This window comes from Cohnella algarum, assembly GCF_016937515.1.
In the GTDB taxonomy this organism is placed as follows: Bacteria; Bacillota; Bacilli; order Paenibacillales; family Paenibacillaceae; genus Cohnella; species Cohnella algarum.
In genome coordinates, this window is the sequence record NZ_JAFHKM010000002.1 from 2,798,710 (window position 1) to 2,825,604 (window position 26,895).

Genomic DNA, 26,895 nt, shown 5'->3' on the forward strand with positions numbered 1-26,895 from the left:
AAGTCGGCGGGAATGCGAAATAACGGCCCGGGAAGGCCCGGGAAGGCCGTTATGTTATGCTGCAGTTACACGAACCGGAACCAGGAGATACGCACGCCGCGGCTCGGTTCCAGCACGACGTCGGCGGAGCCGCGAAGCCCGGAAACGGCGCAGGTGACGGTGACCCACGCTTGTTCGCCAGCGGTGGCGGGCACGGTGCAGACGCCGACAGGTTCGCCGGCCCCCGGGCGTTGCTCCGGTTTCGCTTCGGCCCGGATCGCGATCGTCCCGCCTTCGGCCGCCGACACCCGCGCTTCGAAGCAGACGGCCTCGCGCTCGCCGAACGCGGCGTCCGCGTAGCGCAGCATCGCGCCCTCGCGAACGGCCGCCGCGCTGCTGCCGCCTTCGCGGCACTCGTCGATGACGACGCCTTCGTAGTCGTCATAATTGACGGCGGCGGTCACGCGGCGCAAGTCGCGGGGCGGCACGATCTCGCCCTCGACGCGAAGCTCGGCGCGAAGCGCCAGATCGGCGGACGAGCGGCCGACGGCCAGCTCCCATTCGCCCGCCTCGACGCACCAGCGGTCGCGGGTGACGTCCCAGAACGCGAGATCGTCGGCCCGCACGGAGAAGCTTACCTCCCGGCTTTCGCCGGCTTCGAGCGCGATGCGGGCGAAGCCGAGCAGCTGCCGCAGCGGCCGCTTCACCCGCGACCCCCGCGCAGTGCCGTACAGCTGCGCGACTTCCTCGCTCGCCCGGTCGCCGGCGTTCCTCACCGTCACCGCGACTTCGACCTCTTCGCCCGGCCCGACGGATGGCCGGCCTAGCCGCAGGTTCTCGTATTCGAACCGGGAATACGTCAGCCCGTGGCCGAACGGATACAGCACGTCGCCCTTGAAATACCGGTACGTGCGCTCCCCTTTGATGATGTCGTAGTCCATAAAGTCGGGGAGCTGGTCGACCGACCGGTACCATGTCATGTTGAGCCGGCCCGCCGGGGCATAATCTCCGAACAGCACGTTTGCGATCGCCGTGCCGAGCTCGGGCCCGGCGTGAGACGTGTACATGATCGCCGGAACGTGCTCGTCCGCCCAGTTCACCGCGAACGGATAGCTGCCGACGATGACGACGATCGTGTTCGGATTCGCCGCGAACACATCGCGGATGAGCCGGTCCTGCGATTCCGGCAGCGCGATGTCCGGCCGGTCGATCGTTTCCTTGCCGTTGACGAGCGGATGGTTGCCGACGAACACGACGGCCGCATCGGCCTCGCGCGCGGCGTTGACCGCTTCCCGCACCCCGTCCTCCACGACGAAGGGTTCGAACGCGGCCCGGGCGCCTGCGCCGGCTTGATCGCCGCCGACCCAGTTGCCGTGCACGTCCTTGACGGCGCCGCCTTCGGACGCGGCCAGCAGCCCGTCCTCGCCGATCGCGATCGGGCCGTCGTCCCAGGCCGACAGCGTCAGCCGTCCGTCCGCGCCCGTATCGGTCAGGAACACTTCCTTGGTGAACCAGCCGAAAATTTCGTCCGCGTCGGCGGTAACATGCCCGCCTTCCTTGGTCGTCAGGTACCGGCCGGGACGGCTCAGCGGGCGGAACGTATGGGCGCGCCAGCCCCAGTCGGTCCGCGCGAACGTCTCGGCCTCGTTCTCGTCCGCAACCGAGGCGGCCAGCTTTCCTTCCGCCGTCAGGCCGACATACCGGGCTCCGTCCTTGCGGGCCGGTCGACCGTGTTCTTCCGGCGCCAATCCGGCGTGCCGTTCTTCTTCCGCGCCCTGCGGCTTCCCGTCCCCGGGCCGTCCGGCATGCCGCCCTTCGTCAACCACTTTCAGCTTGATCCGGTCGCTTCCGTCCGCGAACAGCACCCGGTCCTCCGAACCGAGCCGGCCGCGGATCGCCTGCAGCGGCGTGACCGCGTACGGCAGCGTGCCGCTGTACCAGTCCCGGAACACGTCGCCGGCGAGCGGCCCGATGACGGCGAGCCTCCGGATCTTGTCGGCCCGCAAGGGCAGCGCGCCGCCTTCGTTTTTGAGCAGCACGACGTTTTTGCGCGCGGCTTCGAGCGAAATCTGCCGGTGGTCCGGAGCGCAAATGACCGATTCGTCGATCGAAGCGTACGGATTCCGGTCGTCCGGATCGAATTCCCCGAGCCGGAAGCGGACGCGGAACGCGTTGCGGAGCGCGGTATCGAGGTCGTTCTCCGTCAGCAGCCAGGCCTTCAGCGCGTCGCGGATCGCCTGCTTGGATACGGCGTGGTCGTCGGTGATGCTGTCGATGCCGCTGCGGATCGATCGGGCGACCGCCTCCGCATAGTTGTCGAAGTACTTGTGATCGTTCACCGTGCCGAGCACGTCGCCCGCGTCGCTGACGACGAAGCCGTTCATGCCCCATTCCCGCTTGACGACGTCGTTCACCTGGGAATTGAGGTTGGCCGGGACGCCGTTCACCGCGTTGTAGGCGGTCATCATCGACAGCGCGCCGCCTTCGACGAACGGAATCTCGAACGCTTTCAGGTAATATTCGCGCATGTTGCGCGGATCGATGCTGACCGAGCATTCGCCGCGGTCCTTCTCGTTGTTGTTGCCGATAAAATGCTTCAGGCTGGCGACGGCGCGCACGTAAAACGGGTGATCCCCCTGCATGCCCCGCACGAGCGCCGCGCCCAGCTTGCCGGCGAGGACCGGGTCTTCCCCGTACGCTTCCTCGTTGCGGCCCCAGCGCGGATCGCGCTCCATGTCGACGGTCGGCGCCCACAGCGTCAGACCGTTGATCGCCGGATCCCGCCGGAAAAACCCCCGCGCCTCCGTCCCGATCGCCTCTCCGACCCGCCGCAGCAGTTCGGCGTCCCACGTGCAGGCGAGACCGACCGGCTGCGGGAAATACGTCGCTTCGCCGAGCCAGGCGATGCCGTGGGCGGCCTCCGTTCCGTGCTTGTATTTCCGGATGCCGAGCCGCGGAATTTCCTCCTGGTACTGGCACATCAGGTCCACTTTTTCGTCCATCGTCAGCCGCGACACCAGGTCGTTCACCCGGGTTTCCAGCGGCAGCTCCGGATTTTGGAAAGGATATTCGTATTTGTCGCTCAAGCGCTTCGACCTCCAAACTACTGAAAACGCATTCAACCAACGCTATTGTACTCCATTCCGCGTTCCGGAAACACCCTCACAATTCCACCTAAAATCCATGGAAAATTGAACAGGGGGTTGCGCGAACGAGGCGCGATGCTCCACAATAGGGTCGATTATTGTCGTTGCTCCGGTTGCGGGCCGCGGGCGGGGAGGGGATCGGATGAAAAACGTATGGCGGCGGCTGAACGACATGAAATTGCGCAACAAAATGGTGCTCTCCTATCTCGTTTTTTTCATCCTGCCGATGATCGCCGTCGGTTTTTTCATCGTCCGCGAATACCGCGAATCGGCGTTGGACAAGGCGAACGAGCAGACGGCGAGCGCGGTCGAACGGATGAAAAGCCGGACGGGCGAGACGCTCCAGACGGCGATCGACCTGTCGAGCCGGCTCGTGCTCGATTCGGATATGGAGCAAATCGCGACGACAAGGTACTTGAGCCGCAGCGAGGTCGTCGAAGCGTACAGCGAGTACGTCACGTTCCGGACCTATCTCGAATTCAATCCGGAAATTGCCCAGATCAAGCTGTTCGTCGACAACCCGACGCTGCTGAACAACTGGGAGTTTTTCCCGGTCGACGCGGAGCAGACGAGCGCGTTCTGGTACCGCGACGCGCTGGAGCACGCCGGCCAGATCGGCTGGCACTATTTTCCGGACGAGACCCGGACGCCGCGCAGCATGCTGAGCCTCGTGCGAAGCGTCTATTTCCAGGAGGACAAATCGTTCGGGGTGCTCGTGATCGACCTGAACACCGAATATCTCAACTCGGTGCTGGAGCAGGAAAGCACGGAAACGTTTCTATCGGATGAAAACGGTTACGTCGTCGCATCCACCCGCCGCGACGCGATCGGCAAGCTGCTGCCGGAAACGCGCCTCGGTCCCGACATCGCGCGGATGAGCCCGGGCACGTACGAAACGGAGGTCGGCGGCGTCCGTTCGCGGGTGATCGTCGATCGGCTGCTGCCGGACAAAAGCTACGCGAGCCTGAACTTCGTGACCGTATACCCGATCGACAGCATCGTGAAGGAAGCGAACCGAATCAGCGAGCTCGGCATCCGGATCATCGCCGTGTTCGGCGCGATCTCGGCGCTGCTCATCTGGCTGATCTGCGACGTGGTGACGAAGCGGCTGCGCCGGTTCAGCCGCCAGATCAGCCGGGTGGCTGCCGGCAACTTCAACGCGGCGGCGGCGATGGACGGGGCCGACGAGATCGGGCAGATTTCCCGGCAGTTCAACCAGATGGTGCGAAACGTCCGGGAGCTGATGGAGGAAGTGGCGCTGTCCCACCGGCGGGAAAGCGAGCTCGCGCGCAAGCAGAGCGAAATCAAGCTCAAGATGCTGGCCAGCCAGATCAATCCGCATTTTCTCTACAACGCGCTGGAGTCGATCCGCATGAAGGCGCACATCAACGGGGAAAAGGAAATTTCGCAGGCGGTCAAAATGCTGGGCAAGCTGCTGCGCAAAAACCTCGAGCTGACCGGCCAGGCGATCCGCCTGAAGGACGAGATCGAAATCAGCCGCAGCTACCTGGAAATCCAGAAGTTCCGCCACGAGGACCGGCTCGCCTACGAGCTCGACATCGAACCTGCCGCCGAGCAGGTGAAGCTTCCGCCGCTGCTGATCCAGCCGCTCGTCGAAAATTCGGTCGTGCACGGGCTCGAAGGAAGCACCGGCGGGGGGACGGTCAAGGTCGTCGCGCGCCTTGCGGACAGCGCGCTGCGCATTGCCGTCGAGGACGACGGCGTCGGCATTCCGCCCGAAAGGCTGGACGGCATCCGGCGGTCGTTCGAGGGGCAGGAGGCGGAGCGGATCGGGCTTTGCAACGTGCATCAAAGACTGCAGCTCACCTACGGCGACGCCTCGGGGCTGCGAATCGAAAGCGTTCCCGGGGCCGGCACCCGGATCGAATTTCACATTCCGCTGGAGGGTTGACGCCATGTACAAAGTATTGATCGCGGACGACGAACCGTTGATTCGGGAAGGGCTGCGGACGATCGTCGAATGGGAGGAGCACGGCTTCGAGGTGGCGGGCAGCGCCGCGGACGGACGGGAAGCGCTGGATCTGGCCGCGAAGCTGGAGCCCGATCTGATGATCGTCGACATCCGCATGCCGGGCATGGACGGCCTCACCCTCATGCGGTCGGTCCGCGAACGGGCCCGGCGGCGGCCGCATTTTCTCGTGCTCAGCGGCCACGCGGATTTCGAATACGCGAGGCAGGCGCTGGACATGCGGGCCGAAGGGTATATGCTGAAGCCGGTGGACGAGGACGAGCTGGCGGAGCATCTGGCGAGGCTGAAAACGGCGCTGGACGAGGAAAAGACGGCGTCGGCGGCGCCCGCGGCGGAGCGGATCGCGGCTGCGCTGCTGTCCGGCGAGGGGGGCGCGGTGCCGGAGGAAGCGAAGGCCGGCGCCGGATTCGACGCCTCGTCCTACGAGCTGGTGCTGATCCGGCTTCAAAGCCGGGAGGAGATCGACAGAGAGAAGATCGACGCCGTCAGGCGCAAGCTTGCCGAGGCGTACGCGTCCCCGCGCCGCGGCATCGTGCTGTCTCTCGACCCGTACGTCGGGCTCGTGCTGAAGGACGCCGCCGGCGACGCGGGCGCGCTCGACGCCGCCTGGCGCGAAATCGCGCGGGCCTGCGCGGGCGAAGGGCTCGATTTTACCGCGGTCAGCGGCGGCCCCTCCGTTCGGCCGGAAGAGCTGAGCCGGTCGTACCGCGGCGCCAGGGAGGGGATGCGGCGCCGGTTTCTGCTGGAGGGGGACAAGGTGCACGTCCGGCTTCCGAATGCGGACGGGGGCGCAAGCGCCGGCGCGGAAGCGGCCGCGGAACGGCCGGAAGCGCCCGATCTCGCGGCGGCGGCCGAGAAGCTGTCGCTCTCGCTCGACATCGGCAGCGCGACCGCGGCCGCCGAGCAGATCCGGAGCGCCGGCGACGACATGCTCCGTGGGGGCATGACGGAGCGGGAGATCAAGGCCGCCTTCGTGCAGATGCTGACGCTCGCGACGGGAGCCCTCGCCCGGAACCGGCCGGAAGCGAAGGAGAAGGCGCACGCCTTTACGGCCGAGGTGACCGGCGTTTACGCGGAATACCGGTATTCCGGCCTGATCGAGCGGCTGGCCCGGCTCGTCGGGGAGATGGCCCGGCAGCTCGGCGACGGCGGAGGCGACAAGCAGGTGCAGCGGATGATCGAGCTCATCCGGCGGAATTACGAGAAGAACCTGAAGCTGGAATCGCTGGCCGAGCTGTTCAGCTACAACAGCTCGTACCTCGGCAAGCTGTTCAAAAGCACGACGGGCGTTTCCTTCAACACGTATCTGGATCAGGTCCGCATCGACAAGGCGAAGGAGCTGCTCGCCGAAGGGATGAAGGTGTACCAGGTCGCGGAACGGGTAGGCTATTCCAACGTGGATTATTTTCACGGCAAGTTCCGCAAATACGTGGGCGTATCCCCCTCCGAATACCGGAAAAGCCTGCACTGATTTTTATATGATTTTGCCCCCAATCCTCCCGGTAGAGAGCGGGGGGCTTTTTTTTTATCATGGTACCATACGGCAGGGAGGGGTTACATGAAAGCGATGACAGGAGCGGCGATTTCCGGGAGCGCGAAGGCCGGACGCGGCCGGGGGGATTTCTGGAAAACCGCTTTTCGCAACCGATATTTGTACCTGATGTCGCTTCCGTTTGTCGTCTGGGTGTTCGTCTTCAGCTACTACCCGCTCTGGGGCTGGCTGATGGCGTTCCAGAACTTCAAGCCCGGAAGATCGATCTTCGAGCAGGAATGGGTCGGCTTCGAGCAGTTTCAGAAGCTGTTTGCGGACGACATGTTTTACCAGGTGCTGCGCAATACGCTGGCCATGAGCGCGCTCGGGCTGGTCGCCACCTTCACGTTTCCGATCGTGTTCGCTTTGCTGATCAACGAAGTTCGCCAAATGTTTTTCAAGCGGTTCGTGCAAACGGTTTCTTACTTGCCTCACTTCGTATCCTGGGCCGTCGCGGCAAGCATCGTCACCAAGATGCTGTCGACCGAAAACGGCGCCGTGAACGACATTCTGATGGGGCTCGGGATCATCGACCAGCCGATCCAGTTCATGGCCCAGGGCCATCTGTTCTGGGGGATCGTCACGCTGTCGGACGTCTGGAAGGAAACCGGCTGGAACGCGATCATCTATCTGGCGGCCATTACCGGCATCAGCGGCGAATTGTACGAGGCGGCGAGAGTCGACGGCGCAAGCCGGCTGAGGCAAATCTGGCACATCACGCTGCCGGGCATCCGGTCCACGATCATCGTGCTGATGATTTTGTCGATCGGCCACCTGATCAGCATCGGGTTCGAGAAGCAGATGCTGCTCGGCAACAATCTCGTGCTCGACTATTCGCAGGTGCTCGACTTGTACTCGCTGCAATACGGCTTGCAAATGAGCCGCTATTCGTTCGGCGTCGCGGTCAACATTTTCAACTCGGTCGTCAGTCTGATTCTGCTGTTCGCGGCCAACGGCCTGTTCAAGCGGATTACGAAAGAAAGCATTATGTAAACCATCACGCACAGACTTGGAGGTGCCCCGATTGGCAACCCGGACCCGGCGCATCGGCGCTTCCGCGGGAGATCGGCTGATCGACGCGCTCATTACCGCCGTTCTGGTCGTCGTCGCGATCGCCACGATCTATCCGTTCCTGAACGTGCTCGCGCTGTCGTTCAACGATTCGACGGACAGCGTGCGGGGAGGAATCACCATTTTCCCGCGCGAGTTCACGCTGGAGAACTACAAGATCATTTTTTCGTACGAGAGTCTGATCACCGGCTTTCAAATTTCGGCGCTGCGGACGATCGCGGGGACGGCCCTCGGGCTGATCAGCTCCTCGATGCTGGCCTTCACGCTCGCCCGCCCCGATTTTCAGGGACGAAGGTTCATCTCGGTCTACCTGGCGATCACGATGTACGTGTCGGCCGGTCTCATTCCGACCTATCTGCTGATCAAGGATCTGAACATGATGGGCACGTTCGCGGTGTACATCCTGCCGGGCATCGTCAGCGCCTTCAACGTGTTCGTCATTCGCTCCTTCATCGACGGGCTTCCGTACGCGCTGCAGGAGTCGGCGAAAATCGACGGCGCGAACGACTTCACGATCTACTGGCGGGTCATCCTGCCGATGACGACGCCCGCCCTGGCGACGATCGCGCTGTTCATCGCGGTCGGCCAGTGGAACTCCTGGTTCGACACGTACCTGTACAACGCGACGAGCCCGCATCTGACGACGCTTCAGTACGAGCTGACCAAGGTGCTGCAAAGCACGACGAGCGGCAGCGGCGGGGACTACCGCACGACGAACATGACGCAGGCGCTGGCCGCCGTGTCTCCCGATTCGGTCAAAATGGCGATCACGATCGTCGTCACCGTGCCGATTCTGCTCGTGTATCCGTTCCTGCAGCGCTACTTCGTCAGCGGCATGACGCTCGGCGCCGTCAAGGGCTGAAGCGGCGAACGGGCGGCCCGCCTCGGCGGGCCGCGTCAAGGGCGATTCCGGGGGCGGCTCCTCAACGGGCGGCGCTGCATGACGGGACGCGCCTGCATGACGGGCGCGCCTGCATGACGAGCGCGCCTGCATGACGAGCGCGCCTGCATGACGAGCGCGCCTGCATGACGAGCGCGCCTGCATGACGGGTCGTGCTGGATGACGGGCCGCGCCTGCATGACGGCGGCCGGCCGGCCGGCAGTCGCAGGCCCGAGCTTTTCGGAAACGGCTCCGAACCCAAAACATTCGGTATGAACAGGGCAACCTGTTATACAATAGAGAAGACAAACAGGAGGGTTACAAATGGCAATCAAGAAAAAATGGCCGGCTCTCGCGCTGGCCGCGACGCTGGGCGTCGGCCTGCTCGCAGGCTGCGCGGGCAACGGCGCCGATAACGCGAGCAATTCGAACGCCGCGGGAACGGCATCCGCTTCCGGCGAATTGAAACCGATTACGTTCAGCTTTTACAGCGAGGATCCGAATCCGAACTGGGCGAACATGCAGGATGAAATCGGCAAAGTCATCACCGAGAAGACCGGCGTCACCCTTGAGGCGGAATTCGCGGTCGGCGACGCGGTGCAGAAATCCGCGCTCATCGCCACCAGCGGCAAATATCCGGACATTATCAGCGCCAAAACGAGCATCAGCAAATTCGTCGACGCCGGAGCCGTCATCGATTTGACGGATTTGATCGAGGAGCACGCGCCGAACCTGAAGAAACTGTTCGGGGATCAGATCAACCGGCTTCGCTACAGCAACGACGATCCGTCCATTTACGTCATTCCGACCTATGACGGCGTGGGCAACACGGCGTTCGACGCGACGGGCGGGTTCGGCCTGCAGCACCGGGTCGTCAAGGAGCTGGGCTATCCGGAAATCCGCACGGTCGAAGATTTTGAAAACGCGCTCAAGCAATACCTCGCCAAACACCCGACCGATGAAAACGGCAACAAAAACATCGGCCTGTCGCTGAACGCCGACGACTGGTACATGTACATTTCCGTCACGAATCCGGCCTTCTTCGCCACCGGCGCCCCCGACGACGGGGAATACTTCATCGACAAGGAAACGTACGAAGCGACCTATCACTATCTTCGCCCGGAAGAAAAGGAATATTTCCGCTGGCTCAACCATATGAACGCGGAAGGGCTGCTCGATCCCGACAGCTTCGTCCAAAAATACGACCAGTACAAGGCAAAAATCGCATCCGGCCGCGTGCTCGGCCTGATCGATCAGGAATGGTCCTACGCGGACGGCGAGAAGGCGCTGAAAGCCGAGGGCAAATTCGATTATACGTACGGACATTACCCGGTCACGCTCAGCGAGGAGTTCAAGGAAACGTCGTTCTGGCCGACGGGCTTCATGGCCGGCAACGGCATCGCGATTTCCGCGACGAACCCGGATCCGGAGCGCACGATCAAGTTCCTGGACTATTTGGCGTCCGACGAAGGGCAAGTGCTGCTGAACTGGGGCATCGAAGGCACGCACTACACCGTGGACGAAAGCGGCAAGCGCACGATGCTGCCGGAAGTCAACGACCGCCGCGTCAACGACGCCGCCAACTTCCAGAAGGAAACGGGCATCGGCAACTACACGCTGCTTAGCGGACGCTTCGGCGACGGCGTCAAGGATCCGAGCGGCAACTACTATACGCTTAAATTCCCGGAACAAATCCTGGCCGACTACAACGAAGCGGAGAAAGAAACGCTCGCCGCGTACGGCGCCACGATGTGGAAGGATCTGTTCCCGAAGGAAGACGAGTTCGAGGAGAGAGCGTACGGCGCGGCGTGGAACATCACGATTCCGAGCGACAACGACTTGACCGTGCTCGACGAAAGATTGAAGACGATCACCTGGAAAATGATCCCGCAGGCCGTGCTGGCCCAGCCGGAGGATTTCGACAAGGTGTGGGACGATTACGTGAAGCAGTTGGAAGACGCGGGCGTTCAGGAAGCCGAGGAGCTGAAGACGCAGTTGATCAAAGAACGCGTCGAGCTGTGGAGCAAGTAAATCGGGATTCGACGAGGGCGTGTTCCCGGATGCTTCGCGCATCCGGGGAGCGCCCTCGCTTTTTTCCGACCGGGGGGCCGTCTCCGGCGCGCACGATATCGTTTCAATTGAGCCGTGGCGACTCATCTCGAGCCCCCAAACGCATGCAGCCGTACGCAGTTGAGTCCAAATGACTCATCTCGCCGTCTCCGCGCGTACGATATTGCTCCAGTTGAGTCGTGGCGACTCATCTCGAGCCCCCAAACGCATGCAGCCGCACGCAGTTGAGTCCAAATGACTCATCTCGCCGTCTCCGCGCGTACGATATTGCTCCAGTTGAGTCGTGGCGACTCATCTCGAGCCCCCAAACGCATGCAGCCGCACGCAGTTGAGTCCAAATGACTCATCTCGCCGTCTCCGCGCGTACGATATTGCTCCAGTTGAGTCGTGGCGACTCATCTCGAGCCCCCAAACGGATGCAGCCGCACGCAGTTGAGTAAATGGACTCATCTTGGTGCCTCTGCGTGCACGATACTATTCCGGCTGAGTCGCCGTGACTCATCTCACCCGTCAAGTCTGGACGGAGGCGACATTTATATCGAAATTTCGAGCAGGCCAAAGAAAAAATCCGCATATTCCCAGCTTTTTAAAATCCGAACATTCGTATTTTGATGTAACATAAGCGTTCGTCTTTCGTTTGACAATCAAGGGAGGTTGAAGTACACTTAAATCCGGAAAATAACCGAATTGCTCGTATATCATCGGGGATATGGCCCGATCGTCTCTACCCGAAAACCTTAAATTTTCGGACTACGAGCCCGCGGACGCAGGCGGATGCCGCTTATCGAATTGCGACAAAGTTCGACAGCGGCATTGCGCCTTATAAGCGTCCGTCGGGACGCGGTCGGAAAGACGGGTTTTCACGAGAGAAGATGGGCTGGACGGGGAATGCTTACAACATATACCCGTCGCCCTTTTTGTATGTTTAGGAACGAAAATAGGCGATCCTGGGGGAAGGGTGGAAGCATGGGGGCACTCGTCGGAGTCATCATGGGAAGCACGTCGGACTGGGAAACGATGAAAAAAGCGTGCGACGTGCTCGATGAGCTGAACGTGGCATACGAGAAAAAAGTCGTCTCGGCGCATCGGACGCCGGATTTAATGTTCGAATACGCGGAATCGGCCGCGTCCCGAGGGTTGAAGGTCATTATCGCGGGCGCGGGCGGAGCCGCACATTTGCCGGGGATGGTCGCGTCCAAAACCGTCCTGCCCGTCATCGGCGTGCCCGTCAAGTCGCAAGCCTTGAACGGGCTCGATTCGTTGTTGTCGATCGTTCAGATGCCCGGCGGCATCCCGGTGGCGACGGTAGCGATCGGCGCGGCCGGGGCGACGAACGCGGGGCTGCTCGCCGCGCAGATGATCGGCGCCTTCGATCCCGAAACGCAGCGCCGCGTCGAGGCCCGGCGGGAGCGGATTACGCGGGAAGTGCTGGAAGGTGAGCTGCCGTGAGCGAACCGAACATTCAGCCGGGAACCGCTAAAGCGTCGTCGGGCGAGTCCCGCGAGGGCGCGGCCGGGCGGCGCCGGACGATTTTGCCGGGGGCGACGATCGGCGTGCTCGGCGGCGGACAGCTCGGCCGGATGCTGGCGCATGCCGGCAGCCGGATGGGCTACCGGTTCGTCGCGCTCGATCCGACGCCGGACGCGCCCTGCGGCCAGACGGCGGAGCAGATCGTCGCCGGCTACGCCGACCGAGAAGCGGCGCGGGAGCTGGCGCGCCGCGCGGACGTCATCACGTACGAGTTTGAGAACGTCGACGCGGGCGTAGCCGCGATGCTGGAGGCGGAATCGTACGTGCCCCAGGGCAGCGCGCTGCTGCACACGACGCAGCATCGGCTGCGCGAGAAGCGCGCCGTCGAAGCGGCGGGCGCGCGGGTTGCGCCTTACGCGGAGGTCGCCTCGCTGGCGGAGCTGAAAGCGGCGTCGGCCAGGCTCGGCCTGCCGGCGGTGCTGAAGACGGCGACCGGCGGCTACGACGGCAAAGGCCAGTGGGTGCTGCGAAGCGAGGCGGACGCGGAAGCGGCCTGGCCGGAAGCCGAGCGCGCCGGCACGGAGCTCGTGCTGGAGAAGTTCATCGACTTCGCCATGGAAATATCGGTGATCGCCGCGCGCAGTCCTTCCGGCGAGGTGCGGACGTTTCCGCCGGCGGAGAACGTGCACGTGGACAACATTTTGCATCTGTCGATCGTGCCCGCCCGCATCGGGGAAAACGTGCGGCGCGAAGCCGAGCGGATGGCGGTGTCGATCGCCGAGACGCTCGGCGCCGTCGGCCTGATCGCGGTCGAGATGTTCGTGGCGAAGGACGGCGAGATTTACGTGAACGAGCTGGCGCCGCGTCCGCACAACTCCGGCCACTATACGATGGAGGCCTGCCGCACGTCCCAGTTCGAGCAGCACGTCCGCGCGATTTGCGATTTGCCGCTGGGCGATTCCGCGCTGCTCACGCCCGTCGTCATGGCGAACATTCTCGGCGAGCACGTCGAGCCGCTGCTGGCCTGGATGCGGGAGCGGGATTCGGAGGCGGAACGCCTCGGCGTCGAGCCGAAGGTTCATCTGTACGGCAAAGCCGAAGCGAAACCGAAGCGAAAAATGGGACATGTCAACGTGCTTGCGCCGAATGTCGACGCCGCGCTTGCGTGGATCGCCCAATCGAAGATATGGAGGGTCTGAACCAACATGATCGATCGTTACAGCCGCCCGGAAATGCGGGCCATATGGACCGAAGAGAACAAATTCCGGGCTTGGCTCGAAGTGGAGCTTGCCGCCTGCGAGGCTTGGGCGGAGCTGGGGCACATTCCGAAGGAAGACACCGTCAAACTGCGGCAGAACGCCAAGTTCGACATCGACCGCATTTACGAAATCGAGCTGGAAACGCGGCATGACGTCATCGCCTTCACCCGCGCCGTCTCCGAAAGCCTCGGGCCCGAGCGCAAATGGGTCCACTACGGCCTGACGTCCACGGACGTCGTCGATACCGCGCTCGGCTACCTGCTCAAGCAGGCGAACGCGATTTTGGAACGGGATCTGGAAGCGTTCATCGATATTTTGCGCGGACAGGCGATCGCCTACAAGCACACTCCGATGATGGGGCGCACCCACGGGGTTCATGCGGAGCCGACGACGTTCGGCCTGAAGCTGGCGCTGTGGCACGAAGAAATGAAGCGCAACCTGGAGCGGTTCCGCAAGGCGGCGGACGGCGTTCAATTCGGCAAAATGTCCGGCGCCGTCGGCACCTACGCCAACATCGACCCGTTCGTGGAAAAGTTCGTGTGCGAGAAGCTCGGCATCACGCCGGCGCCGATCTCGACGCAAACGCTGCAGCGCGACCGCCATGCCGAATATATGGCGACGCTGGCGCTGATCGCCACCTCCATCGACAAGTTCGCGACCGAAATCCGCGGCCTGCAAAAGAGCGAGTTCCGCGAAGTCGAGGAGCCGTTCGCGAAGGGCCAAAAGGGCTCGTCCGCGATGCCGCACAAGCGCAACCCGATCGGCTGCGAAAACATGAGCGGCCTGGCGCGCGTGATCCGCGGGCATATGGTTTCCGCCTACGAAAACGTGCCGCTGTGGCATGAACGCGACATTTCGCACTCGTCCGTCGAGCGAATCATTTTGCCCGATGCGACGATGCTGCTTAACTATATGCTGAACCGATTCGGCAACATCGTGAAAAATTTGACGGTGTTCCCGGAAAATATGAAGCGCAACATGCGAAGCACGTACAACGTGCCGTTCTCCGGACGCGTCATGACGAAGCTGATCGACAAGGGCTTCAGCCGCGAGCAGGCGTACGACACCGTGCAGCCGCGCGCGATGCAGGCTTGGGAGGAGCAGCGCGATTTCCGCGAAATCGTCGCCTCCACGCCGGAAATCGCGAACGTGCTGTCGGCGGACGAGCTGGATGACTGCTTCGATCCGAGCTGGCACCTGAAGCACGTCGACACGATTTTCGAGCGGCTCGGGTTGAATTAAGCGCGCGCCGCTTGCCGGACGAAATGAACGGTCCGGAAAGGCCGTTAATTCGAAGATTCGGCTTGAAATCATCCTATATTATAAGAATAACGGTTCCACCAGGCCGTTAAATGGATTTTATATCGGTTTTTCGTTAAATAGCGGCGCTTTCGGACCGTTAAACCGGAACCGAACGCACTTTGTACGCCCGGATGGCGGGTCGGAGTGATGGGCGCCCGAGCCGGGCGCCGCGCGTGCCGGTCGGACAAGGATCACTCGAGCCGCGACCGGATTTTTCTTCGATTCGGAAGGGGCTCGAACCTCATGCCCGTTTTCGTCCGGAACCGCCCGCCGCCGGGCAAATTCCCCCGACACGCAAGGGGAAAGAAGGAGGCTGTCATGTCGACAGAAGCGTTGTCAACCGCCGCCGGGCTCGTGAACGCCCCGCTCATTCACAAAGGCAAGGTGCGGGAGCTTTACGATTTGGGCGAGCACCTGCTCATCGTCGTCACGGACCGCATTTCCGCGTTCGATTACGTGCTCGACCCGCCCGTTCCGGATAAAGGCCGGGTGCTCAACGAGCTGAGCGCCCACTGGTTCGCGCTCGCCGCGAAAATCCAGCCGAACCATATCGTGCATACCGACGTTGCGAAGCTGGGCGGTCTCGTGAGCGACCCGGACAAGCTGAAAGGCCGCATCATGGTGTCCCGCAAGGCGCAGCGCATCGATATCGAGTGCGTCGTGCGCGGATACATTACCGGAGGCGGCTGGAGACAGTATCAGGCGACCGGCGAAGTGAACGGCATCAAGCTTCCCGAAGGCCTGCGCAAAAACGGGAAGCTGGAGCGGCCGATTTTCACGCCCGCGGGCAAAAACGACGTCGGCCACGACGAGGACATTCCGTTCGACGAAATGGCCCGCCGGATCGGCAAGGAGCTCGCGGAAAACCTTCGCGACCGCAGCCTGAAGCTCTACGAGTTCGGCCGCGACTACTGCGCGGAGCGCGGCATCATTTTGGCCGATTGCAAATTCGAATTCGGACTCGTCGGCGGAGAGGTCATCCTCATCGACGAGCTGTTCACGCCGGACTCCTCGCGGTTCTGGGCCGAGGAAAAGTACGCGCTGGACGTCGAGATCGACAGCATGGACAAGGAGCCGGTCCGTTCCTACCTGGCCGGGTCCGATTGGGACAAAAACAGCCCTCCGCCGCGCCTGCCGGATGAAGTGGTCAAGGCGACGACCGAGCGCTACCGGGACATTTATCGCCGCTTGACCCAAGCCTAACGCCAACGTACCGCCAATGTCGGGTCTTTATTTTCCCCAATCCATCCCCACTTTAGGAGGAGAACCTCATTCATGAAAGCAACGGTATATGTAACCATCAAAGCGAACGTCCTTGATCCCCAGGGAAACGCCGTGCAAGACGCCCTGCACACGATGGGCTTCGACGAAGTCGGCAAAGTCCGCATCGGCAAGTATATGGAACTTCAGTTGAATACGTCCGATCGCGCGCAAGCGGAAGAACGCGTCAAGGCGATGTGCGAAAAACTGCTGGCGAACACCGTAATCGAAGACTACCGCTTTGAATTGGAGGACTGAGGCGCTCATGAATTTCGCGGTACTCGTGTTTCCCGGTTCCAACTGCGATATCGACATGCTGAAAGCCGTCGAGGATACGGTCGGCCAGCCGGTCGACTACGTGTGGCATACGGCATCCGACCTGTCGAAATACGACGCCATTCTCGTGCCGGGAGGCTTCTCCTACGGGGACTACCTTCGCTGCGGCGCCATCGCCCGGTTCGCGCCGGTGATGAACGAGGTGCGCAAGGCGGCGGAGGAAGGGAAATTTATTCTCGGCGTCTGCAACGGGTTTCAAATTTTGACCGAGGCCGGCCTGCTGCCCGGCGCTCTCATCCGCAACAACACGCTCAAATTCCGGTGCCACCCGGTCGACCTCCGCGTCGAAAACGCGCGCACGGCGTTCACGAAGGATTACGCGGAAGGCGAAGTCGTGTCCATTCCGATCGCGCACGGCGAGGGCAACTACTACTGCAGCGACGAGACGCTTGCGCGGCTTAAAGCGAACAACCAGATCGTGTTCCGCTATACGGGCGAAAATCCGAACGGCTCCGTCGACAACATCGCGGGCATTTGCAACGAGGCGGGGAACGTCGTCGGCATGATGCCCCACCCGGAGCGCGCGGTTTCCGAATTGCTCGGATCCACGGGCGGCGCGAGGATGTTTACGTCAGTACTAAACGCTTGGAGGGAACGCAATGGCGCAGCAAGTGTCCGCTAAAGAACCGACGATCGAACAGATCGCCGAACAGAAAATTTACAAGCAGTTCGGCGTTTCCGAATCCGAATACGAGCTCATCTGCGGCTTTCTCGGACGCAAGCCGAACTATACCGAAATCGGCGTGTTCAGCGTCATGTGGTCCGAGCATTGCGCGTACAAAAACTCCAAGCCGCTGCTCAAGCGTTTCCCGACGACCGGGCCGCGCGTGCTGATGGGGCCGGGCGAAGGCGCCGGCATCGTCGACATCGGCGACAACCAGGCCGTCGTGTTCAAGATCGAGTCGCACAACCACCCGTCGGCGGTCGAGCCGTATCAGGGCGCGGCTACCGGCGTCGGCGGCATCATTCGCGACATTTTCTCGATGGGGTCGCGGCCGATCGCGCTGCTCAACTCCTTGCGGTTCGGCCGGCTGGAGAACGACCGCGTGCGTTACCTGTTCGAGCACGTCGTCAGCGGCATCGCCGGCTACGGCAACTGCATCGGCATCCCGACGGTCGCAGGCGAGGTCATGTTCGACGAATCGTACGAAGGCAACCCGCTCGTCAACGCGATGTGCGTCGGCCTGATCGACCACGACCGCATCCAGCGCGGCGTCGCCAAAGGCGTCGGCAACCCGGTGTTCTACGTCGGCCCGGCAACCGGACGCGACGGCATCCACGGCGCGACGTTCGCGTCCGAGGATTTGACCGCGGAATCCGAAGCGAAGCGCTCGGCGGTGCAGGTCGGCGATCCGTTCATGGAAAAGCTCGTCATGGAAGCGACGCTCGAGCTCATCGAATCCGGCATCGTGCTCGGCATTCAGGACATGGGCGCGGCGGGCCTGACGTGCTCCAGCGCCGAGATGGCCAGCAAAGCCGGCAACGGCATGGAGCTGTACCTCGACGAGGTGCCGCAGCGCGAGGAAGGCATGACGGCGTACGAAATGATGCTGTCCGAGTCGCAGGAGCGGATGCTGTTCGTCACCGAGCCGCAGCACGAGGCGCAGGCGAAGGCGATTTTCGAGCGGTGGGGCCTGCACTGCGCCAAAGTCGGCAAAGTGACCGACGACGGCCGCTTGCGGCTGTTCCACAAGGGCGAGCAGGTGGCCGACATGCCGGTCAAGGCGCTCGTCGACGACTGCCCGGTGTATAACAAGCCTTCAAAGGTGCCGGATTATTATTTGAAAAACGGCTCCGTCGATACGACCCGCTACGAGCAGGTCGCCGACCTGAAGGACGCGTTGAAAAAAGTGCTCGGCTCGCCGTCCCTGGCAAGCAAAGAGTGGGTTTACAGCCAGTACGATTACCAGGTCCGGACGTCGACGGCGGTCGTGCCGGGATCGGACGCCGCGGTCGTGACGATTCGCGGCACGCGCAAGGCGCTCGCGATGACGACGGACTGCAACGGCCGCTACGTTTATCTGGATCCCGAAGTCGGCGGTCGCATCGCGGTCGCGGAAGCGGCGCGCAACATCGTCTGCTCCGGCGGCGAGCCGCTGGCGATTACGGACAACCTGAACTTCGGTTCGCCGGAGAAGCCGGAAGTGTTCTGGCAAATGGAAAAAGCGGTAGACGGCATGTCCGAAGCCTGCCGTTATCTCGAAACGCCGGTTATCGGCGGCAACGTGTCGCTGTACAACGAAAATGCCAAAGGGGCCATTTATCCGACGCCGGTCGTCGGCATGGTCGGCCTGGTTCACGATATCGACCACATTACGACGCAGGAATTCAAAGCGGAAGGCGACGCGATCTTCCTGCTAGGGGAGACGAAGGCGGAGCTCGGCGGCAGCGAATTCCAGTACGCCGTGCTGGGCTTGACGGAAGGCCGTCCGCCGGAGCTGGACCTTGAAACCGAGAAGAAGCTGCACCGCGCCGTTCTGGGCGCGATCCAGCAAGGGCTCGTCGCTTCGGCGCACGATTTGTCGGAAGGCGGCCTGGCCGCCGCGCTGGCGGAAGCTTCCTTCGGCCGCGGGCTGGGCGCAACCGTCGATTTTACGACGAACCTGCGGACGGACATCGCGCTGTTCAGCGAATCCCAATCCCGCATCCTGTTGTCGGTCAAACCCGAGCGCGCGGACGAACTGTCCGCCTGGCTCGCTTCGCAAGGCGTTCCGGCGCAGCGGCTCGGCACGGTCGGCGGCGGCAGCTTGACGATTGCCGTTAACGGCCGCGTCGCGATCGAGGCGTCCGTGGACGAACTCCGCAAAGAATGGAAGGAAGCGATCCCATGCCGGATGCAGTAAAATCCGGACCGAAAGCCGCTGCGAATGCGGCCGAATCCTTGTTTTGGACCGGAGATTATTACAACGAAGGCCATGCTCACGAGGAAATCTTCGACAAAGTCAAAGAGGAATGCGGCGTATTCGGGGCGTTCAATTTGCCGAATGCGGCCACGCTCGCCTATTACGGCCTCCACGCCCTGCAGCATCGGGGCGAGGAGAGCTGCGGCATCTGCACGTCGGAAGACGGCGTCTTCCATTACCATCGCGGCATGGGGCTCGTCAAGGAAGTGTTCGACCGCGACAAGCTCGATTCGCTGGCGGGGAACCGGGCGATCGGCCACGTTCGCTACTCGACGTCGGGCTCGAGCCAGCTCGGAAACGCGCAGCCGCTCGTCTTCAAGTACCGCGGGGGGGACCTCGCGGTTTGCACGAACGGGAACCTCGTCAACGAGCCGGTCATCCGCCGCGAGCTGGAGGATCAGGGCTCGATTTTCCAGACGACGAGCGACACCGAGGTTATCGCGCACCTTATCGCGCGGTCGCCGAAGGACCTCGTCGAGGCGGTCAAGGACGCGTTCGCGCGGCTGATCGGAGGCTATGCCTTCCTGATCATGACGAAGGACTGCCTGATCGCGGCCTGCGACCCGAACGGCTTCCGGCCGCTCGTCATGGGCCGGATGGGCGACGGCTACGCGTTCGCGTCGGAAACGTGCGCGCTGGAAACGATCGGCGCCGAATTCGTGCGCGACGTGCAGCCTGGCGAAATTCTCGTCCTCGACAAGGACGGCCTTCGCGAGGAGCGGTACGCGCCGCTCGAGCGCCGGGCGGTTTGCGCGATGGAATATATTTATTTCGCCCGTCCGGACAGCGACATCAACGAAATCAACCTGCACTCGGCGCGGAAACGGATGGGGCAGCGTCTCGCGCTCGAATCGTTCGTCGACGCCGACGTCGTCACGGGCGTGCCGGATTCCAGCATTTCCGCCGCCATCGGCTACGCCGAGCAGACGGGCATCCCGTACGAGCTCGGCCTGATCAAAAACAAATACACGGGCCGCACGTTCATCCAGCCTTCGCAGGAGCTGCGGGAACGCGGCGTCAAGATGAAGCTGTCCGCCGTCCGCAAAGTCGTCGAGGGCAAGCGGGTCGTCATGATCGACGACTCGATCGTGCGCGGCACGACGTCGCTGCGGATCGTCAACCTGCTGCGGGAGGCCGGGGCGACGGAAGTGCACGTGCGGATCACGTCTCCGCCGTTCATGAACCCGTGCTACTACGGGATCGATACGCCGAACCCCGGCGATCTGATCGCCTCCACGAAGTCGGTGGAGGAAATCCGCAAGGCGATCAACGCGGATTCGCTCTACTTCCTGAGCAAAGAGGGACTCATGGAGGCGGTGGGCGGCCACGAAAACGAGAAAAACCGCGGCCTGTGCATGAGCTGCTTCGATAACGATTATCCGACCCAGGTGAAATTCGAGCATGCGAAAGCGACCTGCGGCTGCGATTAAGGGGAGCGACGGGGAGCAGGCGGATCGGCGCTCTTTCGCGGGCGTTCGAAACGCAGCGGCCGCTATTCGCATGAATGAGCCGTGGAAGCGGACAACCGGGGAGAATGGCGGCCAGAAACGACCGCTAAGCTGCCGCCCGAACAGGGTAAAGGCGCTTGGCGGTCAAACCGGCCGTTATTTTGCCGCGGAGCACAATTTTCGCGCTTGGTTTTCTCCGTGAGCAAAGGAAAACGAGCCAAAAGGAAAAGGGGGCCAACCCATGTCTGAAGCGTACAAACAGGCCGGCGTCGACATCGCGGCAGGCAACGAAGCGGTCGAACGGATGAAAAAGCACGTCAAGCGGACGTTCCGTCCGGAGGTGCTGACGGGGCTCGGCGGATTCGGCGGGCTGTTCGGGCTGAACAAGGACAAATACGAGGAGCCGGTGCTCGTCTCCGGAACCGACGGCGTCGGCACGAAGCTGAAGCTGGCGTTCGACCTGGACAAGCACGACACGATCGGCATCGACGCGGTCGCCATGTGCGTCAACGACGTCGTCGTCACGGGAGCGGAGCCGCTGTTTTTCCTCGATTATCTCGCCTGCGGCAAGCTGGTGCCCGAGAAAATCGAGGCGATCGTCAAGGGCGTGGCCGAAGGCTGCGTGCAGGCGGGCTGCGCGCTGATCGGCGGCGAAACGGCCGAGATGCCGGGCATGTATCAGGACGGCGAGTACGACATCGCCGGGTTTACGGTAGGCATCGTCGACAAGCCGAAGGCGATCGACGGCTCGAAGATCGCGCCCGGGGACGCGGTCGTCGGCCTCGCTTCGAGCGGCGTCCACTCGAACGGGTATTCGCTCGTCCGCAAGCTTTTGCTTGAGCGGATGGGATACTCCCTCTCCGACAAGCTGCCGGAGCTGGAAGGCAAAACGCTCGGGGAAACGCTCATCGAGCCGACCCGCATCTACGTGAAAAGCGTTCTCCGCCTGCTGGAGAGCGTGCAGATCAAAGGCATGGCGCACATTACGGGCGGCGGCTTTATCGAGAACATTCCGCGCGTGCTGCCGGAAGGCGTGAACGTCGATATCGAGCGCGGCTCCTGGCCGGTGCAGCCGATTTTCGGCCTGATGCAGCGCGACGGCGCGATCAGCGACCGGGACATGTTCACGACGTTCAACAACGGCATCGGCATGGTGTTCATCGTGCCGGGCGAGCAGGCCGAGGCCGCCGTCAAGCTGGCCGGCGAATGCGGCGAGAGCGCCTACGTCATCGGCAAGGTGACGGCCGGCAACCGCGTCGTCACGTTCGGAGGCGCGGAGCTGTAATGGCGAGTTCTCCCCTGCGAATCGCCGTATTCGCTTCGGGCGGCGGCAGCAACTTTCAGGCGCTGGCCGAAGCGATCGCGGACGGCGGCATCCCGGCCGAGCTCGCGCTGCTCGTCTGCGACAAGCCGGAAGCGGGCGTCGTCCGCCGGGCCGAGGCGCTCGGCGTGCCGACGCTGCTGTTCCGGCCGAAGGAGTACGCTTCGCGCGAAGCGTACGAACGGGAAATCGTCGAACGGCTCGTCAGCGAAGACGTCGGCCTGATCGTGCTGGCCGGCTACATGCGGCTGATTACGGACGTGCTGGTCAAGCCCTATTACGGGCGGATGATCAATATTCATCCCGCGCTTTTGCCCGCTTTTCCGGGCGTTCGCGCGGTGCGCCAGGCGCTCGAGTACGGGGTGAAGCTGGCCGGCGCGACCGTGCATTACGTCGACGGCGGCATGGATTCCGGGCCGATCATCGCGCAGCGGGCGGTAGAGGTGGCGGACGACGACACGGAGGAAACGTTGACGGCACGCATCCATGCGGTCGAGCACGAGCTTCTGCCCCGGGTCGTGCGCTGGATTGCGGAAGGCCGCGTGACGCTGGACGGCCGTAAGGTATCGATCGTCCGGCAGGCTTGAGGAAGGTCTTGTTCGGAAGCAAAAAGATGAATAACGGCCGCAACGGACCGTTATTTCGCGAATCCCCGTCCCGGGCGGTGCATAGCGCCCTCTTTTGCGTTTAAGCGACCCCCGGCGGGGTCAGACGGCGGAATGAAACGAAGCCGCGGCAGCGGCGAAGCTAAAGATTAGGAGTGAAATCATGGCGATCAGAAGAGCGCTGGTCAGCGTATCGGACAAGACGGGCATCGTGAAGTTTTGCCGCGAATTGTCGCAGCTCGGCGTGGAAATCATTTCGACGGGCGGCACGAAGACGCTGCTGGAAAAAGAAAACGTGCCGGTCATCGGCATCTCGGACGTGACGGGCTTTCCCGAGGTGCTGGACGGCCGCGTCAAGACGCTGCACCCCGCGGTGCACGGCGGGCTTCTCGCGATCCGCGACAACGCCGAGCACCGCGAAACGATGGAGAAGCTGGGGCTCGATTACATCGATCTCGTCATCGTGAACCTGTATCCGTTCCAGGCCACCATCGAAAAACCGGACGTGACGTACGAGGACGCGATCGAAAACATCGACATCGGCGGTCCGACGATGCTTCGTTCCGCGGCGAAAAACCATGCGTTCGTCACCGTCGTCGTCGATGCGGGCGATTACGCGCAGGTGCTCGAAGAAGTGCGGGCGGGCGGCGATACGGAGCTGGCCACGCGCAAAAAGCTGGCGGCGAAAGTATTCCGCCACACCGCGGCCTACGACGCCCTTATTTCCGACTACTTCGCCAAAGTATTGGACGAGCCGCTGCCGGAGCGCCTGACGGTCACCTACGAAAAAGTCCAGGAGCTGCGCTACGGGGAAAACCCGCACCAGCAAGCGGCTTTTTACAAGAAGCCGATTTCCGCCGCGGGAAGCATCGCGACGGCCGAGCAGCTGCACGGCAAGGAGCTGTCGTATAACAACATCAACGACGCGAACGCGGCGCTGGCGATCGTCAAGGAATTCGACGAGCCCGCCGTCGTGGCGGTGAAGCATATGAATCCTTGCGGCGTCGGCATCGGCGCCGACATCGACGAGGCGTACCGCAAGGCGTACGAAGCGGATCCGACCTCGATTTTCGGGGGCATCGTGGCGGCCAACCGCACGATCGGCGCGGAAACGGCCGGACGCCTGAGCGAAATTTTCCTCGAAATCGTGCTCGCTCCCGACTTTACGCCGGAAGCGCTCGAAATTTTGCAGCGCAAAAAAAATATCCGCCTGCTGCGCCTCGGCGAAATCTCGTCGGCATCCGAACGGAGACCCGAATGGCTGATCAGCAGCGTCGAAGGCGGCATGCTCGTGCAGCAGAGCGACGTGCACAGCCTGACGGAAGCGGATCTTAAAGTCGTCACCGACCGCGCTCCGACCGCGGAAGAGCTGAAGCAGCTGCTGTTCGGCTGGAAGGTCGTCAAGCATGTCAAGTCGAACGCGATTTTGCTGGCGGCGGACAGCATGACGGTCGGCGTGGGCGCCGGTCAGATGAACCGCGTCGGCGCGGCCAAAATCGCCATCGAGCAGGCCGGAGAGAAAGCCCGCGGAGCGGTGCTCGCTTCAGATGCGTTTTTCCCGATGGGCGATACGCTGGAGTTGGCGGCGAAAGCCGGCATTACGGCCGTCATTCAGCCGGGCGGCTCGATCAAGGACGAGGAGTCGATCAAGGTCGCGAACGCGCACAACATCGCCATGGTCATGACCGGCGTGCGTCATTTCAAGCACTGAGCAAGATCTGAGGGGGAGCCTGTACACATGCGTATACTTGTCATCGGACGCGGCGGACGGGAACACGCCATCGTCTGGGCGCTTCGGCGCAGCGAAAAGGTCAAGCACATTTTCTGCGCTCCGGGGAATGCCGGAATCGGCAGTCTTGCCGAAAACGTCGACATCGGGGAGCTTGAATTCGACCGTCTCGTTCAATTCGCGTTGGACAACGCGGTCGATCTCGTCGTCGTCGGTCCGGACGATCCGCTTGCCGCGGGCATCGTGGACGCGTTCGAAGCGGCGAAGGTACCCGTATACGGACCGCGCAAAAACGCCGCCGAAATCGAAGGCAGCAAAATTTTCATGAAAAACCTTTTGCGCAAATACGGCATTCCGACGGCCAAATACGAGACGTTCACGGAATACGAGCCGGCGCTTGCCTATCTCCGGAGCCAGCCGGCGCCGATCGTCATCAAGGCGGACGGCCTCGCGGCGGGCAAGGGCGTTACCGTCTGCTTCACGGCGGAAGAGGCCGAGCGGGCGCTGCGGGAAACGATGGTGGACAAGTCGTTCGGCGCGGCCGGCGACAAGGTGGTCATCGAGGAGTACCTCGAAGGCCAGGAGATGTCGATTTTGTCGTTCGTCGACGGGGAAACGGTTCGTCCGATGCCGGCGGCCCAAGACCACAAGCCGGTCTTCGACGGCGACAAAGGCCCAAACACCGGCGGGATGGGCACGTATTCGCCGCTGCCGCATATTCCGCAGGCGATCATCGACGAGGCAATCGAGACGATCGTCAAGCCGACGGCCCGCGCGATGGCGGCCGAAGGGCGTCCGTTCCGCGGCGTGCTGTTCGCCGGGCTGATGATCACGAAGGACGGGCCGAAAACGATCGAATTCAACGCCCGGTTCGGCGACCCGGAGACCCAGGTCGTCCTGCCGCGGCTGAACACCGATCTTGTCGATATTTTCCTCGCCTCGATCAACGGACGCCTGCATGACCTCGATATTTCCTGGAGCGACGAAGCCGCGGTGTGCGTCGTGCTGGCTTCCGGAGGCTATCCGGGCTCCTATCCGAAGGGCTTGCCGATTCATGGACTGGACGATGCGGGGGATGCGCTCGTGTTTCACGCGGGGACGGCGGAGCGGGACGGAAACGTCGTCACGGCGGGAGGCCGCGTGCTCGGCGTCGTCGGGCTCGGCAAGGATATCGCCGACGCGCGCGGCAAGGCGTACGAAGCCGCGGACAAAATCTCGTTCGAGGGCAAGTTCAACCGGACGGATATCGCCGCGAAGGCGCTGGTCCGAAGCAAGTAAAGCATGAAAAAGCCGCCTGAAGGTCCGACGGGACTTTTGCGGGCGGCTTGCTTTATTTTTTTCGGAACAATTCCCGGCGCTTGGAGTAAACGTAGGCGACCGCGTAAACGACTCCGATGGCCAGCATGGCGGCAACCGCATGCTGCGAAAGCCAAGCGACGAACGCTTCCATGAAAGCGACCTCCCTCGGGATGACTTCTCGGTTTAGAATGCCCCGTTTGGGGTAGAATGTTCCGGCGTCCGTTTGACAGAGGAAAGCGATGATGGTAAGATTTTTAATACATAGTATATTAATCGGAATTAGAGGAATAAAGGAGATCCGACCATGGAAAGACCGTTTACGATACGACACGACCGCTTGAACCTCGCCGCGACGATCCATTATCCGAATCCGGATGCCAAGCGGGAGGGCCGGAAGCTTCCCCTGATTATTATCAACCACGGTTTTGTCGGAAGCCGGATCGGCGTGGACCGATTGTTCGTGCTGGCGGCCCGGCAGTTCGCGGAGCAAGGGAATCTGGTTATCCGGTTCGATTTCGCGGGCTGCGGGGAGAGCGACGGCGTTTACGGGGAGCATGGGCTCGACTCGATGATCGAGCAAACCCGCACGGTGCTGAACTACGGTCTGTCGCTCGATATCGTCGATCCTTTGCGCGTGACGCTGCTCGGTCACAGCTTGGGCGGAGCGGTCGCGCTGCTGACCGCCGTGAGGGAAAAGCGGGTGAAATCGCTCGTGCTCTGGTCGGCGGTCGGGTATCCGTTCAACGACATTACGCGCATCGTCGGACGCAAAATATACGAAGAAGCGGTCACCCGAGGTTCGGCGGACTATCTCGGCTACACGCTGAAGCCGGATTTTTTCGACGCGCTGATGAAGCATCAGCCGTTCCAGGAAACGCAGAAGTTCACCGGGGACGTGCTGCTCGTGCACGGAACGGGAGACGACGTCATACCGGTCGATTATACGTTTTTGATGGAAAAGACGTTTTGGCTTCGGGGAGAAGGACGCTGCGACAAAGTCGTCATTTTTCAGGCGGATCACACCTATTCGAGCGGCGAGCATAAAAAAGAGCTGATCCGCGCCACCTCGGATTGGCTCGGCGGCTACGACCAGCGGCAGCAGGAGTGGCACCATTGGAGCATATAGGCCGAACGAAGCCTTCGAGTCCGCGCGGCAGCGGTTGAGGGCTTTCTTGCCCTCTCCGCGTGGCTTAAAGCCGATTCCAGTTGGGTCAAATTTACTCATCTCACCCCACCGCCGCGCACGCCGTCGTCCCAGTTGAGTCGTGGCGACCCATCTAGGCCCGCCGTCCGCGT

Annotated in this window: 19 protein-coding genes and 1 riboswitch; of the genes, 18 read left to right on the plus strand and 1 reads right to left on the minus strand. The window is 62.4% G+C overall.

Annotation, left to right across the window (positions count from 1 at the left end):
* Positions 1 to 65 precede the first annotated feature (65 nt).
* Complete coding sequence (locus tag JW799_RS12805) at positions 66 to 3,065, minus strand: glycoside hydrolase family 3 protein (protein WP_240353257.1); 3,000 nt, start codon at positions 3,063 to 3,065, stop codon at positions 66 to 68.
* Between the two features lie 202 nt (positions 3,066 to 3,267).
* On the opposite strand from JW799_RS12805, the gene JW799_RS12810 reads away from it, so the two are divergent.
* The 18 genes from JW799_RS12810 (at position 3,268) to JW799_RS12895 (ending at position 26,725) form a co-directional block, all read left to right on the plus strand.
* Positions 3,268 to 5,037, plus strand: a complete 1,770-nt coding sequence (locus tag JW799_RS12810; protein ID WP_080832862.1) for a sensor histidine kinase — start codon at positions 3,268 to 3,270, stop codon at positions 5,035 to 5,037.
* Positions 5,038 to 5,041: 4 nt separating this feature from the next.
* Positions 5,042 to 6,586 (plus strand): response regulator transcription factor, encoded by a 1,545-nt coding sequence (locus JW799_RS12815; RefSeq protein ID WP_080832861.1) that lies wholly within the window; start codon positions 5,042 to 5,044, stop codon positions 6,584 to 6,586.
* Positions 6,587 to 6,673: 87 nt separating this feature from the next.
* Positions 6,674 to 7,639 (plus strand): ABC transporter permease, encoded by a 966-nt coding sequence (locus JW799_RS12820; RefSeq protein WP_205430107.1) that lies wholly within the window; start codon positions 6,674 to 6,676, stop codon positions 7,637 to 7,639.
* A 31-nt stretch (positions 7,640 to 7,670) separates the two neighbouring features.
* Positions 7,671 to 8,579, plus strand: coding sequence for a carbohydrate ABC transporter permease (locus tag JW799_RS12825; RefSeq protein ID WP_080832859.1), 909 nt, complete (start codon positions 7,671 to 7,673; stop codon positions 8,577 to 8,579).
* A 342-nt stretch (positions 8,580 to 8,921) separates the two neighbouring features.
* Positions 8,922 to 10,628: an ABC transporter substrate-binding protein gene (locus tag JW799_RS12830; protein ID WP_205430108.1), complete on the plus strand. Its 1,707-nt coding sequence runs from the start codon at positions 8,922 to 8,924 to the stop codon at positions 10,626 to 10,628.
* Positions 10,629 to 11,338: 710 nt separating this feature from the next.
* Positions 11,339 to 11,440, plus strand: a riboswitch (purine riboswitch).
* A 193-nt stretch (positions 11,441 to 11,633) separates the two neighbouring features.
* The gene (gene purE / locus JW799_RS12835) at positions 11,634 to 12,116 is read left to right on the plus strand and encodes a 5-(carboxyamino)imidazole ribonucleotide mutase (RefSeq protein ID WP_080832857.1); all 483 of its coding nucleotides are present in this window, start codon (positions 11,634 to 11,636) and stop codon (positions 12,114 to 12,116) included.
* Positions 12,113 to 13,336 (plus strand): 5-(carboxyamino)imidazole ribonucleotide synthase, encoded by a 1,224-nt coding sequence (gene purK, locus JW799_RS12840; protein WP_420830622.1) that lies wholly within the window; start codon positions 12,113 to 12,115, stop codon positions 13,334 to 13,336. Before purE ends, purK begins: the two co-directional genes overlap by 4 nt.
* 6 nt (positions 13,337 to 13,342) lie before the next feature.
* On the plus strand, positions 13,343 to 14,638 hold the full coding sequence (gene purB / locus JW799_RS12845; RefSeq protein ID WP_080832856.1) for an adenylosuccinate lyase: 1,296 nt from the start codon (positions 13,343 to 13,345) through the stop codon (positions 14,636 to 14,638).
* A 378-nt stretch (positions 14,639 to 15,016) separates the two neighbouring features.
* Entirely contained in the window at positions 15,017 to 15,901 is an 885-nt protein-coding gene (locus JW799_RS12850) for a phosphoribosylaminoimidazolesuccinocarboxamide synthase (RefSeq protein WP_205430109.1), read from the plus strand.
* Positions 15,902 to 15,973: 72 nt separating this feature from the next.
* On the plus strand, positions 15,974 to 16,216 hold the full coding sequence (purS, locus tag JW799_RS12855; RefSeq protein WP_205430110.1) for a phosphoribosylformylglycinamidine synthase subunit PurS: 243 nt from the start codon (positions 15,974 to 15,976) through the stop codon (positions 16,214 to 16,216).
* A 7-nt stretch (positions 16,217 to 16,223) separates the two neighbouring features.
* Positions 16,224 to 16,916: a phosphoribosylformylglycinamidine synthase subunit PurQ gene (gene purQ / locus JW799_RS12860; RefSeq protein WP_080832853.1), complete on the plus strand. Its 693-nt coding sequence runs from the start codon at positions 16,224 to 16,226 to the stop codon at positions 16,914 to 16,916.
* Positions 16,894 to 19,137, plus strand: a complete 2,244-nt coding sequence (gene purL, locus JW799_RS12865; protein WP_205430111.1) for a phosphoribosylformylglycinamidine synthase subunit PurL — start codon at positions 16,894 to 16,896, stop codon at positions 19,135 to 19,137. Before purQ ends, purL begins: the two co-directional genes overlap by 23 nt.
* Entirely contained in the window at positions 19,122 to 20,627 is a 1,506-nt protein-coding gene (gene purF / locus JW799_RS12870) for an amidophosphoribosyltransferase (protein WP_080832851.1), read from the plus strand. The genes purL and purF overlap by 16 nt, the downstream gene beginning before the upstream one ends.
* A 259-nt stretch (positions 20,628 to 20,886) precedes the next feature.
* The gene (purM, locus tag JW799_RS12875; RefSeq protein WP_205430112.1) at positions 20,887 to 21,930 is read left to right on the plus strand and encodes a phosphoribosylformylglycinamidine cyclo-ligase; all 1,044 of its coding nucleotides are present in this window, start codon (positions 20,887 to 20,889) and stop codon (positions 21,928 to 21,930) included.
* A complete protein-coding gene (gene purN / locus JW799_RS12880; RefSeq protein ID WP_080832849.1) occupies positions 21,930 to 22,553 on the plus strand; it encodes a phosphoribosylglycinamide formyltransferase in 624 nt (207 codons plus the stop codon). Before purM ends, purN begins: the two co-directional genes overlap by 1 nt.
* A 181-nt stretch (positions 22,554 to 22,734) precedes the next feature.
* A complete protein-coding gene (gene purH / locus JW799_RS12885) occupies positions 22,735 to 24,282 on the plus strand; it encodes a bifunctional phosphoribosylaminoimidazolecarboxamide formyltransferase/IMP cyclohydrolase (protein WP_080832848.1) in 1,548 nt (515 codons plus the stop codon).
* 27 nt (positions 24,283 to 24,309) lie between these two features.
* On the plus strand, positions 24,310 to 25,578 hold the full coding sequence (gene purD, locus JW799_RS12890; RefSeq protein WP_205430113.1) for a phosphoribosylamine--glycine ligase: 1,269 nt from the start codon (positions 24,310 to 24,312) through the stop codon (positions 25,576 to 25,578).
* Between the two features lie 325 nt (positions 25,579 to 25,903).
* Entirely contained in the window at positions 25,904 to 26,725 is an 822-nt protein-coding gene (locus JW799_RS12895; RefSeq protein WP_205430114.1) for an alpha/beta hydrolase, read from the plus strand.
* Positions 26,726 to 26,895 lie beyond the last annotated feature (170 nt).